General features: G+C 64.5%; 13 protein-coding genes. 5 read left to right on the top strand and 8 right to left on the bottom strand.

Going from position 1 to position 12,560, the window contains the following annotated elements; translation table 11 throughout:
• Positions 1-166 precede the first annotated feature (166 nt).
• A complete protein-coding gene (gene smc / locus B6V75_RS11650) occupies positions 167-3,625 on the bottom strand; it encodes a chromosome segregation protein SMC (protein ID WP_088719810.1) in 3,459 nt (1,152 codons plus the stop codon).
• A gap of 262 nt (positions 3,626-3,887) precedes the next feature.
• On the opposite strand from smc, the gene B6V75_RS11645 reads away from it, so the two are divergent.
• Both B6V75_RS11645 and B6V75_RS11640 read left to right on the top strand, forming a co-directional pair.
• Entirely contained in the window at positions 3,888-4,244 is a 357-nt protein-coding gene (locus B6V75_RS11645; protein ID WP_088719809.1) for a CidA/LrgA family protein, read from the top strand.
• Positions 4,237-4,953 (top strand): LrgB family protein, encoded by a 717-nt coding sequence (locus B6V75_RS11640; protein ID WP_088719808.1) that lies wholly within the window; start codon positions 4,237-4,239, stop codon positions 4,951-4,953. Before B6V75_RS11645 ends, B6V75_RS11640 begins: the two co-directional genes overlap by 8 nt.
• Here the strand turns inward: B6V75_RS11640 and B6V75_RS11635 are convergent.
• From B6V75_RS11635 to B6V75_RS11605, 7 genes are all read right to left on the bottom strand, one after another.
• Positions 4,950-5,606, bottom strand: a complete 657-nt coding sequence (locus B6V75_RS11635) for a trimeric intracellular cation channel family protein (RefSeq protein WP_088719807.1) — start codon at positions 5,604-5,606, stop codon at positions 4,950-4,952. The genes B6V75_RS11640 and B6V75_RS11635 overlap by 4 nt on opposite strands.
• On the bottom strand, positions 5,603-6,067 hold the full coding sequence (gene rnhA / locus B6V75_RS11630; protein WP_075775464.1) for a ribonuclease HI: 465 nt from the start codon (positions 6,065-6,067) through the stop codon (positions 5,603-5,605). The genes B6V75_RS11635 and rnhA overlap by 4 nt, the downstream gene beginning before the upstream one ends.
• Positions 6,060-6,665, bottom strand: a complete 606-nt coding sequence (locus tag B6V75_RS11625) for a glutathione S-transferase family protein (RefSeq protein ID WP_088719806.1) — start codon at positions 6,663-6,665, stop codon at positions 6,060-6,062. The genes rnhA and B6V75_RS11625 overlap by 8 nt, the downstream gene beginning before the upstream one ends.
• Before the next feature lie 4 nt (positions 6,666-6,669).
• Positions 6,670-7,098 carry a DUF3429 domain-containing protein gene (locus tag B6V75_RS11620; protein ID WP_077701026.1) on the bottom strand — a complete coding sequence of 143 codons (429 nt, stop codon included), beginning with the start codon at positions 7,096-7,098 and terminating at the stop codon, positions 6,670-6,672.
• Positions 7,098-8,045 carry a 4-hydroxy-3-methylbut-2-enyl diphosphate reductase gene (ispH, locus tag B6V75_RS11615; RefSeq protein ID WP_088719805.1) on the bottom strand — a complete coding sequence of 316 codons (948 nt, stop codon included), beginning with the start codon at positions 8,043-8,045 and terminating at the stop codon, positions 7,098-7,100. Before ispH ends, B6V75_RS11620 begins: the two co-directional genes overlap by 1 nt.
• 60 nt (positions 8,046-8,105) lie before the next feature.
• On the bottom strand, positions 8,106-8,552 hold the full coding sequence (locus B6V75_RS11610; RefSeq protein ID WP_075775402.1) for a YqaA family protein: 447 nt from the start codon (positions 8,550-8,552) through the stop codon (positions 8,106-8,108).
• Positions 8,553-8,663: 111 nt separating this feature from the next.
• Entirely contained in the window at positions 8,664-9,227 is a 564-nt protein-coding gene (locus tag B6V75_RS11605; protein ID WP_075775403.1) for an NYN domain-containing protein, read from the bottom strand.
• A gap of 150 nt (positions 9,228-9,377) precedes the next feature.
• Between B6V75_RS11605 and folK the strand changes: the two genes are divergently transcribed.
• The 3 genes from folK to B6V75_RS11590 all read left to right on the top strand — a co-directional run bounded on the left by folK (position 9,378) and on the right by B6V75_RS11590 (position 12,553).
• The gene (folK, locus tag B6V75_RS11600; RefSeq protein WP_088719804.1) at positions 9,378-9,938 is read left to right on the top strand and encodes a 2-amino-4-hydroxy-6-hydroxymethyldihydropteridine diphosphokinase; all 561 of its coding nucleotides are present in this window, start codon (positions 9,378-9,380) and stop codon (positions 9,936-9,938) included.
• Positions 9,939-10,036: 98 nt separating this feature from the next.
• Positions 10,037-10,393, top strand: coding sequence for a DNA-directed RNA polymerase subunit omega (gene rpoZ / locus B6V75_RS11595; RefSeq protein ID WP_075775405.1), 357 nt, complete (start codon positions 10,037-10,039; stop codon positions 10,391-10,393).
• Positions 10,394-10,420: 27 nt separating this feature from the next.
• Positions 10,421-12,553 carry a bifunctional (p)ppGpp synthetase/guanosine-3',5'-bis(diphosphate) 3'-pyrophosphohydrolase gene (locus tag B6V75_RS11590; protein ID WP_075775406.1) on the top strand — a complete coding sequence of 711 codons (2,133 nt, stop codon included), beginning with the start codon at positions 10,421-10,423 and terminating at the stop codon, positions 12,551-12,553.
• The last annotated feature ends 7 nt before the right edge of the window (positions 12,554-12,560 follow it).

Genomic DNA, 12,560 nt, shown 5'->3' with positions numbered 1-12,560 from the left:
TCCATGTGAAATTCGACGCGAGGCTAGGCGCGCGCCTTTTCTCCCGCAAGCGGAATCGCTTCTCTTCTTCTTGATGAAAATATCCCGGGGCGCGATAGCGCAGGGTAGAGCCCCTTCACCCTTTAGTTTTGTCGCCCTACGGCGACGAGGGCGGAGCCCCTTGCTGTTACGCCACCAGCGCCTCGGCCTTCTTCAGGTCGACCGAGACGAGCTGGCTCACGCCCTGCTCCTGCATCGTCACCCCGAACAGCCGGTCCATCCGCGCCATCGTCACCGCATGGTGGGTGATGATCAAAAAGCGCGTATCGGTGCGCCGCGTCATCTCGTCGAGCAGGTCGCAGAAGCGCGTCACGTTGGCGTCGTCTAGCGGCGCGTCGACCTCGTCAAGCACGCAGATCGGCGCGGGGTTGGCCATGAAGACCGCGAAGATCAGCGCCATCGCGGTCAGCGTCTGCTCCCCGCCCGACAACAGCGACAGCGTGGACAGCTTCTTGCCCGGCGGCTGGCACATGATCTCGAGACCGGCCTCCAGCGGGTCGTCGCTTTCGACCAGTTGCAGGTTCGCAGAGCCACCGCCGAAGAGGTGGGTGAACAGCGTGCGGAAGTTCTCGTTCACCTGCTCGAACGCGGTCAGAAGACGCTCGCGCCCTTCGCGGTTGAGCCCCGAAATCCCGGCGCGCAGCTTGCGGATCGCCTCTTCGAGATCGGATTTCTCCTGCACCAGCGCGTCATGCTCTTCCTGTACCTCGCGCGCATCTTCCTCGGCGCGCAGGTTGACTGCGCCGAGGCTCTCGCGCAGTCGCTTGAGCCGGTTCACTTCCGCGTCGAGCTTCTCCGCGTCGGGCATCTTATCGGGATCGGTATCGAGGCTTTCCAGCAGATCCTGCGGCGACTTCTCGGTCTCTTCCAGGATGCGTTCGGCGGCATAGGCGACGGTTTCGCGCGCCGCGTCGACGCGGGCCTCGGCGCGGGCGCGGGCTTCGCGCGCCTCGCCAGCCAGACGTTCGGCCTCGCGCTCGGCCAGCTGCGCCTCGCGCAGGGCGGTTTCCGCGCCCGACAGCTTTTCCGACGCTTCGGCCTGACGCGCTTCGGCGGTGGCAATGGCTTCCGACAGCTCGGCGCGTTTCGCGGCCAATTCCTCAGGGGCGGCGGAGGCGTCTTTCAACTCCGCCTCGCTCTCGATCTTGCGGGTTTCCAGCTCGGCGGAGCGTTTCTCTGCGGTCTCTAGCCGGTGCCGCCAACCGGAGATTTCCTTGGTGATCTCCTGCCGACGCTTCAGCCGCGCCTCGCCCTCGCGACGGATTTCGTCATGGGCGGAGCGCTTGGTCATCATCGTCATCCGCGCCGCTTCGACGGTCATCTTCACAGCCTCGACGTCGCCGCGCGCGGCGTCCAGATCGGGCAGGGAAGATTGCGCATTCTCCGCCTCGCGCAGCGCCATCCGCGCGCTGCTAGCTTCTTCCTCGTGGCGTGCGACGGCGAGCTGTGCGCTTTCAAGCTTGGAGCTGGCGATGGAACGATCGGCCTCGGCGCGGCTGAGCGCGCGGCCCGCCTCGGCCAGACGGCGATCGGCCTCGCGGCGCGCCTCGCGGGCGCTGGCATCGGCGCGTGTGGCCTCGGCCAGCGCGGCGGTCAGCGCCTCATGAGCGGATTTCGCGCCCGAAGCGCGCGCCTCGGCCTCTTCGAGATCGCGCTTCAATTCCACCAGACGGTTGAGCTGTTGCAGGCGCAGTGCGGCGGCGGTCGGGGCATCCTCGGCGCCGGCGCGATAGCCGTCCCAGCGCCACAGGTCGCCCTCGGTCGACACCAGCCGCTGACCGGGGGCCAGCTGATCCTGCAGCCGCGCGCCCTCGTCATAATCCTCTACCAGACCAATCTGCGAAATCCGGCGAACCAGCACGTCGGGCACGTCGACATGGACCGAGAGCGGCTCGACCCCGGCGGGCAGGGGTTGCGGCGTGGGATAGTCGGGGAGGGCTTGCCAGCCGGTCGCGTCATCCTCGCCGACTTCCGGCGCGCGCAGGTCATCGGCGAGGGCGGCACCAAGGGCCGCCTCGTAGCCACGATCCACCCGGACGCGGTCGAGAATTTGCTGACCGTTGGAGGCTTCGCGCTCGACCAGACGAGCCAGTGCCGAGACTTCGGCGCGCAAGGCCCCCGCTTCGCCCTCGGCCTCCGAGCGCGCTGCCCGGGCTGCGCTTTCGCGGCCCTGCGCCTCGGCGCGCGCGTCATCGGCGGCGGCCAACGACTCTTCGGCAGCTTCGGCGGCAGCTTGCGCTTGTGTCTGTGCGCCTTCGGCCGCCTCGAATTCCGCATTCGCCTTCGCAAGCGCGGCGGCAGCAGCGTCGGCAGCTTGCTTCGCCTGCGCGGCGGCGGCCTCGGATTTCTCGGCCGTCGCGCGGTTGTCGGTCACCAAACGCTGCGACGACTGGTGGCGGGCCGCGAGCCGCGCGACATCCTCGGTCAGTTCCGACAGTTGCGCCTCGCGCTCCTGCAGAATCTGCGCGGCCTCATGGGCGGCATCGACCGCTGCGGCCAGCTTGTCTTCATGCCCCTCGGAGGCTTTCGCGATCTGCGCCTGCTCCCATTCGAGCCGCCCGATCGTCTCCCCCGCATCGCGATTTAGGCCCGCTTCGCGCTCCATGTCGCGCACGAGCTGCTCGATCCGCGCCTTCAGCGTCTCGATCCGCGCAATCGCCTGATCTTCCTGATCCGAGAGCGCGTCGCGCTGTACGGTGAGGCGTTGCAGGATCGCGCCTGCGATGGCTTCTTCCTCGCGCAGCGGCGGCAATGCGTCTTCCTTGCCCTGCCGGGCTTTCGCCGCCTCGCGGGAGGCTCTCTCGGCTTGCGCGGCCCCGGTGACCTTCTCGCGATGCGCCTCTTCGGCGGTCGTGCGGGCCAGATCGGCTTCGCGCCAACGACGATACAGCAGCATCCCCTCGGCGCGGCGCAGCTCTTCGCCGATGGTGCGGTAGCGCGCGGCCTGGCGGGCCTGCCGGGCGAGGGTAGCCAGCTGCGTGGCGAGTTGCTCGATCACGTCATCGACGCGCGTCAGATTCTGCTCGGCGCCGTTCAGCTTCAGCTCCGCCTCGTGGCGGCGCTGATAGAGCCCGGAAATCCCGGCCGCTTCCTCGAGGATGCGGCGACGGTTCTTCGGCTTGGCGTTGATCAGCTCGGAAATCTGGCCCTGCCGCACGAGTGCGGGCGAATGCGCGCCGGTCGAGGCGTCCGCGAACAGCATCTGAACGTCTCGAGCGCGCACGTCCTTGGAGTTCACCTTGTAGGCCGAGCCCGCATCGCGGGTGATCCGGCGCACGATTTCCAGCCCGTCGCTGTCGTTGAACCCCGAGGGCGCGAGCCGCTCGGTATTGTCGATCTGCAGCGCGACTTCCGCGAAATTGCGCGCGCCCCGCGACGAGGCGCCAGCGAAGATCACGTCTTCCATCCCGCCGCCGCGCATCGCCGAGGGGCGGTTCTCGCCCATCACCCAGCGCAGCGCTTCCAGGAGGTTAGACTTGCCGCAGCCATTGGGCCCGACGACGCCGGTCAGCCCGTCATGGATCACGAGATCCGTGGGGTCCACGAAGCTCTTGAAACCGTTGAGACGTAGCCGAGAGAAGCGCAATTGACGAACTTTCCGAATCTGAATGAGTACTGAGAAGTGTCCGTAGAGCAGGCCTGCGAGTCAATGGGAAGACACTTCATCTGGAGATGATGGCGGCATTATCCACAAGATATTGGCGTATTCTCGCCGGTGTTTTGCGCTATTTGCGCTCTGGACCCCCCGACGCCGGGAGGAGCGTGTTTCGCCTGAAGCTCTTGAATAGTCCGTCTTTTCCTTTTGTGCGGGCAGGCTTAGCATCGAAAGCGACCGAAGGAGCCGACCGATGATCCCAGCCCTGTCCCTGATCCTCGCCTGCCAACTCGCCGGCGAGATCCTGTCCCGCGCCTTGCAGCTACCGCTTCCCGGCCCGGTTCTGGGGATGATCTTCCTGCTGATCGTGATGAGCGTTTCGGGCAAGGTGCAGCAGATCGTGCGCCCCACAGCCCAGTTCGTCTTGCAACACCTGTCGCTTCTCTTCGTGCCGGCGGGCGTAGGGATCGTCGCGCATCTCGGCGCGCTGCGCGAGCATGGGGTGGGGCTGGCGGTGGCGCTGGTGGTCTCGACCATGCTTGCGATCGTGGTCGGTGCGGCGGTTTTCGTCGCGGTGGCGAAGCTGACGCGGAGCGATGTGGATGACTGATCCGTTCAAGCTCTGGTCCTATCTGTCCTCCGAACCGCTGCTGTGGCTCTGGGCGACGCTGATCGCCTATTGGATCGGGGATGCGATCTTCAAAAGCGTGAACCGCAACCCCTTCGCCAATCCGGTGATGATCGCGGTGGTGATCCTCGGCGCGGTGCTCCTGATGACGGATACGCCCTATCAGCGCTATTTCGACGGGGCGCAATTCGTGCATTTCATGCTGGGTCCGGCGACGGTCTGCCTGGCGGTGCCGCTGCATGCGAACCTGCCCAAGGTGAAGCGCGCCCTGCTGCCGATCGCGGCGGGGCTTGTGGCGGGGTCGGTCACGGCCATCGTCTCGGTTCTGGCGATTGCGAAGGCGATGGGGGCGGGGCCTGAGTTGCTCGCCTCGCTCGCGCCGAAATCGGTGACGGCCCCGGTGGCTATCGGGATTTCGCAAAGCTTGGGCGGGGAGCCGTCGCTGACGGCGGCGTTGGTGATCCTGACCGGGATGATCGGGGCGATTACGGTGACGCCGATGCTCAACCTGCTGGGCTTTCGCGACTGGCGGGCGCGGGGCTTCGCGGTGGGCGTCGCGGCCCATGGGATCGGCACGGCGCGCGCCTTTCAGGTACATGAGACTGCGGGCGCCTTTGCGTCCATCGGCATGGGGCTGAACGCGGTGCTGACCGCCTTCCTCGCGCCGGTCGTGCTGAGTTACTTCGGTTAATACTGCCTCGGCGGGCGGGCCTTGTAGACCGGGAGCTTCCAGCCGAAGCGCAGCGATCCAGCGCGCAGCGCAAAGGTCATGCCGCCGCAGATCAGCAGCGCCAGCAGCGTATCCGCTCCGAGCGCCGTCGCGACCAGCGCGCTCGCTGCCCCTGCGAAGGCGCAGGACAGGTAAAGCTCGCCCTGTTTGAGGACCAGCGGCACCTCGTTGCAAACCACGTCGCGCATCAGGCCCCCGAAGGTGCCGGTGGCGATGCCCATGATCAGGACGATCACTGGGCCATGTTCCAGCCGCATCGTGATCGCCACGCCCGCCGGTACCGCCACCGCCAATGCGCAGGCATCCAGCCACAGCAGTGCACGATATCGGCTTTCCAGAAGATGCGCGGTGAAGAACACGACCACCGCTGCCCCCGCCGCGATAAGCACATAGGTGGGATCGCCGACCCAGAAGACCGGGTCACGGCCGAGAAGCAGGTCGCGCAGGCTGCCGCCGCCGATAGCAGTCAGCGCGGCAACGAAGATGAAGCCCACGAGGTCGAGCTGCTGGCGCGAGGCGACCAGCGCCCCGGTCAGTGCGAAGACCAGCACCGAAGCGTAATCCAGCGCCGCACCCACGGGAAAATCTCCCAGCCATGCGGGCAGGGCGGTCATTTTTGCTTGGCCGGTTTGAAGGGCTCCATCCCGGCGCGGGCCAATTCATCGGCGCGCTCGTTCTCCGGGTGGCCCGCATGGCCCTTGATCCATTCCCAGGTCACGCGATGGCGGCGCTGCGCCTCGTCGAGCCGCTGCCAGAGATCGACGTTCTTCACCGGTTTCTTCGCCGCAGTCTTCCAGCCGTTGCGCTTCCAGCCGTGGATCCAGCCGGTCACGCCGTTCTTCACGTAGGCGGAGTCTGTGGTGATCGTGATCGCGGTGTCGCGGGTCAGGGCCTCCAGCGCGTTGATCGCGGCCAGAAGCTCCATCCGGTTATTGGTGGTCTCGGCCTCGCCCCCCTTGAGCTCGCGCTCCTTGACGACCGCTTCGCCGTCCATCGCGCGCATCAAGACGCCCCAGCCGCCGGGGCCGGGATTGCCGCTGCACGCGCCATCCGTCCATGCGTAAAGCTTAGCCATCGAGACCCACATAGCCGTCGAGCTTAGCGATCCGGTCGAGCCAGCGGCGCAGCGCCGGGAAGGGCTCGAGATCATAGCCGCCGCGCGTGTCGGCGGTGTGGGTATAGGCGTAGAGGCAGATATCAGCGAGGCTCATCTTGTCGCCTGCGAGCCAATCGGCCTGCTCCAGCCGCTGCTCCATGATGCCCAGCAGGACGTGGCCGCGCACTTCCAGCGCGTCAAGCGTCTCCTGCGTTCGCTCATGGGCGCGATGCGGATAGCAGAGGATCGCGGCGCGCACGGCGATGACGCCCTCGTGCTGGTTCTGCTCCCAGAACATCCAGGACAGCATCTGCGCCCGGGCGAAACGATCCTCCGGCACGAAGCGCGAGCCTTCGCCGAGATAGGTCAGGATCGCGTTGGATTCGCCCAGCACCCGCCCGTCATCGAGTTGGAGCGTGGGTGCTTTGCCGAAGGGAAGGGCCCCGCTTTCATGCGCCTGAGCCAATGCGTCGCTGTCATATTCCACATCGACCCGGTCACAGCTCTCGCCCAGCAGCGCCATCAGCAGACGCACCTTGTAGCTGTTGCCTGAGGAGGGCATCGAATAAAGCTTCATCTCGTTACGTCCTTACGATCGCGATCAGGCAGGCGACGACGACTGCCGTCAGGCCGATGCGCAGTTTCAGCCACCAGAGCGGCGTATGACCGAACTTCTGGAACAGCCAGTCGAGCGGCAGCAGGGCGAGGAAGCCGAGAAGCAGCACGAAATTCACCGGCATCCCGAGCGCCACGAAAGCGATGAAGAAGAGGACCGGGGCCACGGCGAGGAAATAGCCCGTCTCCCATTCCGCCCGCGCCGCGAAGCCCCAGAGGCTGCCTGCCATGAAGCAGAAGATCATCAGGCCATAGGCGAGCACGGCTACACGCGGATCGGCGACGAAGGCGAATTGCCCGGTCTGCACCACCAGCACGCCCCAAAGGAACGGGATCAGCCCGGCAAGGCCGAGGATCAGCGCGCCGCCGGGGATTTTCGGACCCATACCGCGCATCACGAGGCTTCCCGCAATACGCGCGGCACCTTGAACTCGATGTCCTCGCGGGCGGTTTCGATCTGGTCGACCGTCAGGTCAAAGCGTTGGCGGAAAGCGTCGATCACCTCGTCGATCAGCACTTCCGGTGCTGACGCGCCTGCGGTCACGCCGACCGTCTTCACGCCTTCCAGCGCGCGCCAGTCGATATCCTCGGCGCGTTGCACGAGTTGCGAATAGGCGCAGCCCGAAGCCTTGCCGACCTCGACGAGACGCCGCGAGTTGGACGAGTTCGGCGCGCCGATCACCAGCAGCGCGTCGATCTGATCGGCCATCGCCTTCACCGCCGCCTGACGGTTCGTGGTGGCATAGCAGATGTCTTCCTTGGCGGGGCCGACGATCTTCGGGAAGCGGTCCTGCAGGGCCTCGACGATTGCTGCCGTGTCATCGACCGAAAGCGTGGTCTGGGTGATGAAAGCCAGTTGGTCGGGATCGCGCGGTGTGATCTTGGCCACGTCTTCGACCGTTTCGACCAGTAGCACCTCGCCTTCAGGCAGTTGCCCCATCGTGCCGAGAACTTCCGGGTGGCCGGCATGGCCGATCATGACCATCTGCAGCCCCTCGTTCGAGTGCCGCTCGGCTTCCTTATGGACCTTGCTCACCAGCGGGCAGGTCGCGTCGACATAGATCATCTCGCGCCGCGAAGCCTCGGCGGGCACCGATTTCGGCACGCCGTGGGCCGAGAAGATCACCGGTCGGTCGTCGGGGCATTCGTCGAGCTCTTCGACGAAGACGGCGCCTTGGTCGCGCAGGCTGTCGACGACGTATTTGTTATGCACGATCTCGTGGCGCACATAGACCGGGGCGCCCCATTTCTCGAGGGCCATCTCGACGATCTTGATCGCCCGGTCGACGCCCGCGCAAAAGCCGCGCGGGGCTGCGAGATAGAGTGTCAGGGAGGGTTTCATCGCGCGCTCCTTTGTTCGGGTTCAGACGTAAAGCTCCACCAGCCTCGCGTCCAGAGGCGATCAGCTTGCAAGCCCGATGGCCTGTGCCGTCAGCCATGCCAGCACCGCGTAGCGTCCCGCCTTCGCGAGGAAGACCAGCGGCAGGAACAGCCACATCGACATCCGCAGGATGCCCGCGACGAGGCAGATCAGGTCGCCTCCGGGCGCCCAGCTCAGCAGCAATAGCCCGATCCCCCAGCGCTCGAACCAACGGTGGCCGCGCGCGAGCTGCGTCTCGTTCGCGGGAAACCATTTGCGATCTTTCCAGCGGGTCACGCCGAGACCGATCGCATAAGTGACGAGCGAGCCGATCGTATTACCCACGGCGGCGACGAGGATCATCAGCCAGATATTCTGGGTGCCGAGGGTCTGCAGCGCCACGAAAACCACTTCCGACTGGAAGGGGATCGGCGTGGCGGCCAGAAGGGCCGAGACGAAGAGGCCGAGCAGGGAGACGTTTTCGAGCATCAGGGCTTTCGTGAAAAGCAGCCGGGAGAACGATCCCGGAAAAGACGAAGGGCGCGCAGGTGATCCGCACGCCCCTTCAATCACGAATTACGGCCCGCGTCAGGCCCCGGATCAGCTCTCGCTGCCGTCTTCGCCTTCGCGCGGCTCGCGCGGCGGGCGCCCGATAACTTCGCGCAGCGCGTCGAGTTCGATGAAATTGTCGGCCTGACGACGCAGTTCGTCGGCGATCATCGGTGGCTGCGAGCGGATCGTCGAGACGACCGAGACACGGCAGCCCTGACGCTGAAGGCTTTCGACCAGCGGCCGGAAATCGCCATCGCCAGAGAACAGCACGATATGATCGAGGCGCGGTGCGAGCTCCATCGCGTCGACGGCAAGCTCGATATCCATATTGCCCTTCACCTTTCGGCGGCCCATGGAATCCGTATATTCCTTCGCGGGCTTGGTAACCATCGCGAAGCCGTTGTAATTCAGCCAATCCACTAGCGGACGGATCGGCGAATATTCTTCGCTCTCCAGGAGGGCTGTGTAATAAAACGCGCGCACGAGTTTGCCGCGGCGCTCGAATTCTTGTCTCAACAGCTTGTAATCAATATCAAAGCCAAGCGCCTTGGCGGCCGCATAAAGATTAGATCCGTCTATGAACAGGGCGAGTCGTTCGTCCTTGTAGAACATACAGTCCTCTTGCACAGGTGGGGTGGACCAGATCGCTCATGTGCCGATACGGAAAGGATTAACCGTATCTTAGTCTTGCACAGGCGGGGAGGGCCGACCAGATTTAACTAGGACATATCGCATTTCGCGAGGGAAACGGAATCTGTCTTTATGGACACTAACTATTTGGTCGCTTTAGGGGCGAATTTACCGAGCCAATATGGGTCTCCTCGCGAAACGCTCTGCGCCGCTTTGGAGCGCTTGGAGCAACTGGGTTTTTCCATGGTGGCAATTAGCCGCTTCTGGTCGACGCCCGCCGTTCCCGCTGGGGCCGGTCCCGACTTCGTGAACGCTTGTTGCAAAATGCGATGCAATTTGCAACCTCGCGATGTCCTCGCGCAACTTCATGTCTTGGAAGAAGAATTTGGCCGCGTGCGGGAAGGCCGCTGGAGCGCGCGGGTCATTGATGTTGACCTGATTGCATCAGAGGAGCGGGTTCTGCCGGATCGCGACGCCTTCTTGCGCTGGCAGAATCTTCCGCAGGACGCGCAGCAGCGCGAGGCCCCGAGCGAGCTGATCCTGCCGCATCCGCGCTTGCAGGACAGGGCTTTCGTGCTGATTCCCCTTGCCGAAATCGCGCCGCTCTGGCCCCATCCGGTGACGGGGCAAAGCGTGATGGAGATGCTTGCAGCGCTTCCGGAAGCGGGAAAATCGTCGATTTCTCCGCTATGAGGGGGGCAAAACCCTGCGGGCGGGGTGGATGGGCGCTTGTGTTTCCGCACTGCAAAGCCTAAGTAGGGCCCTCAATCCGAGTTCTTCTGGAGAGATTCATGGCCCGCGTGACGGTTGAAGATTGCGTTGACAAGGTTCCGAACCGCTTCGAGCTGGTAATGCTCGCTTCGCATCGTGCCCGCGAAATCGCTGCTGGCGCTCCCATCACGGTCGAGCGCGACAACGATAAAAACCCCGTCGTCGCTCTGCGCGAAATCGCCGAGGAGACCCAATCGGCCGAGGATCTGCGTGAGCGTCTCATCGAGAGCAACCAGACCCAGATCGAGGTCGACGAGCCCGAAGAGGACTCGATGGCGATGCTCATGGGTGGCGAATCTCCCGATCGTGCCGTCGAGGACGACATGAGCGAAGAGCGCATGCTGCGCGCGCTGATGGACGCGCAAGGGCGCGAGTAATCCACTGATTGGCCGGAACGAGCGCGAATGATCGACGTCGAAGACCTGATCGCGCTCGTCCGCAATTATAATCCCAAGACCGATGCGGATCTGATCCGGAAGGCCTATGCCTACGGTAAGGACATGCATGAAGGGCAGTTCCGGCATTCGGGCGAGCCCTATTTTTCGCATCCCGTCGCGGTGGCGGCGATTCTGACCGAACAGCGTCTGGATGATGCGACCATCGTCACCGCCCTTCTGCACGACACGATCGAAGACACGCGCTCGACCTATGGCGAGGTCGCCGGGATGTTCGGCGAGCAGATCGCCGAGCTGGTCGACGGCGTCACCAAGCTGACCAACCTGCAACTCTCGAACGCGGCCTCGAAGCAGGCGGAAAACTTCCGCAAGCTGTTCATGGCGATGTCGAAAGACCTGCGGGTGATCCTCGTGAAGCTCGCCGACCGCCTGCACAACATGCGCACGATCCGTTCGATGCGGCCGGAAAAGCAGGCTCAGAAAGCGCGCGAGACGATGGAGATCTACGCGCCGCTCGCAGGCCGGATGGGTATGCAGTGGATGCGCGAGGAACTCGAAGACCTCGCCTTCAAGGTACTCAACCCCGAGGCGCGCACCTCGATCATTCGGCGCTTCGTCAGCCTGCAAAAGGAAACCGGCGATGTGATCCCGAAGATCACCGCCGACATCCGTGCGCTGCTCGAAGACGAGGATATCGACGCCGACGTGTTCGGTCGCGCGAAGCGGCCCTATTCGATCTGGCGCAAGATGGAGGAGAAGCAGCTCACCTTCTCGCGCCTGTCGGATATCTACGGCTTCCGCGTTATCACCCGCACCGAGATGGACTGCTACCGGGTCCTCGGGCTGATCCACCACCGCTGGCGTGCGGTGCCGACCCGCTTCAAGGATTATATCAGCCAGCCGAAGACCAACGGCTATCGCTCGATTCACACCACGGTGTCGGGGCGCGACGGCAAGCGCGTCGAGGTGCAGATCCGCACCCGCCAGATGCACGAAGTCGCCGAGGCAGGCGTCGCGGCGCATTGGTCCTATCGCGATGGCGAGCGCGCGCAGAACCCCTTCGCGGTCGATCCGGCGAAATGGTTGGCCTCGTTGAGCGAGCGGTTCTCGGACCCCGATGGCGATGGCGATCACGACGAGTTTCTCGAGAACGTCAAACTCGAGATGTATTCCGATCAGGTCTTCTGCTTCACGCCGAAAGGCGATGTGGTGAAGCTGCCGAAAGGCGCCACTCCGATCGATTTCGCCTATGCGATCCACACGCGTATCGGTAATAGCTGCGTCGGCGCCAAGGTCGACGGCATTCGCGTTCCGCTCTGGACGCGCTTGAAAAACGGCCAGTCGGTCGAGGTGATCACCGCCTCGGGCCAGCGTCCGCAGTTGACCTGGCTCGATATAGTGGCGACCGGGCGCGCCAAGGCAGCGATCCGCAAATCGCTGCGTGAGGAAGATCGCGACCGCTTCATCAAGCTGGGTCAGGAATTGGCACGGGTGGCGTTTGAGCATGTCGGCCGCCGCGTGACCGACAAGGCGCTGCGCACCGCCGGCAAGGCGCTGGGGATCGGCGATCAGGACGAGGTTCTCGCGCGGCTCGGCTCTGCGGAACTGGCGGCCTCGGACGTGTTGGACGCGCTTTACCCGGAGCTCGCGCAACGCCGCGAAGGCGCCGAGATCGAGCCGACCCGCGCCGTTCTGGGGCTCGCCGCCGATCAGAGCTTCCGCCGTGCCGATTGCTGCCAGCCGCTCCCGGGAGAGCGGATCGTCGGCATCACCTATCGCGGTAAGGGCGTGGTGATCCACGCCATCGATTGCCCCGCTCTCGAAGAGTTCGAGGATCAGCCCGAACGCTGGGTCGATCTGCATTGGAAAACCGGGCAACACCCGCCTGCCTATACCGCGACGCTCAAGGTCACGATCTCGAACGACGCGGGCGTGCTGGGACATATCTGCACCTTGATCGGCCAGCAGAAGGCAAATATTTCGGACCTCAACTTCGTGGAGCGCAAGCCGGATTTCTATTCGGTGCTCGTAGAGGTCGAACTGTGCGATGCGGAACATATGCATCGCTTGCTTACCGCCCTTGAGGCGGAGAGCGACGTGGCGCAGGTGGAGCGGATCAGGAACCTGTCGCGCAAACCCTGACGCACAC

The sequence above is a fragment of the Thioclava sp. F1Mire-8 genome (assembly GCF_002213165.1).
GTDB lineage: Bacteria > Pseudomonadota > Alphaproteobacteria > Rhodobacterales > Rhodobacteraceae > Thioclava > Thioclava nitratireducens.
This window is presented reverse-complemented; position numbering and strand designations above follow the sequence as displayed.

What these genes read in the sequence shown, in the direction of transcription:
- B6V75_RS11645 (WP_088719809.1), top strand. Translation starts at nt 3,888, where the DNA reads ATGATCCCAGCCCTGTCCCTGATCCTCGCCTGCCAACTCGCCGGCGAG.
- B6V75_RS11640 (WP_088719808.1), top strand. Translation starts at nt 4,237, where the DNA reads ATGACTGATCCGTTCAAGCTCTGGTCCTATCTGTCCTCCGAACCGCTG.
- B6V75_RS11635 (WP_088719807.1), bottom strand. Translation starts at nt 5,606, where the DNA reads ATGACCGCCCTGCCCGCATGGCTGGGAGATTTTCCCGTGGGTGCGGCG.
- rnhA (WP_075775464.1), bottom strand. Translation starts at nt 6,067, where the DNA reads ATGGCTAAGCTTTACGCATGGACGGATGGCGCGTGCAGCGGCAATCCC.
- B6V75_RS11625 (WP_088719806.1), bottom strand. Translation starts at nt 6,665, where the DNA reads ATGAAGCTTTATTCGATGCCCTCCTCAGGCAACAGCTACAAGGTGCGT.
- B6V75_RS11620 (WP_077701026.1), bottom strand. Translation starts at nt 7,098, where the DNA reads ATGCGCGGTATGGGTCCGAAAATCCCCGGCGGCGCGCTGATCCTCGGC.
- ispH (WP_088719805.1), bottom strand. Translation starts at nt 8,045, where the DNA reads ATGAAACCCTCCCTGACACTCTATCTCGCAGCCCCGCGCGGCTTTTGC.
- B6V75_RS11610 (WP_075775402.1), bottom strand. Translation starts at nt 8,552, where the DNA reads ATGCTCGAAAACGTCTCCCTGCTCGGCCTCTTCGTCTCGGCCCTTCTG.
- B6V75_RS11605 (WP_075775403.1), bottom strand. Translation starts at nt 9,227, where the DNA reads ATGTTCTACAAGGACGAACGACTCGCCCTGTTCATAGACGGATCTAAT.
- folK (WP_088719804.1), top strand. Translation starts at nt 9,378, where the DNA reads ATGGACACTAACTATTTGGTCGCTTTAGGGGCGAATTTACCGAGCCAA.
- rpoZ (WP_075775405.1), top strand. Translation starts at nt 10,037, where the DNA reads ATGGCCCGCGTGACGGTTGAAGATTGCGTTGACAAGGTTCCGAACCGC.
- B6V75_RS11590 (WP_075775406.1), top strand. Translation starts at nt 10,421, where the DNA reads ATGATCGACGTCGAAGACCTGATCGCGCTCGTCCGCAATTATAATCCC.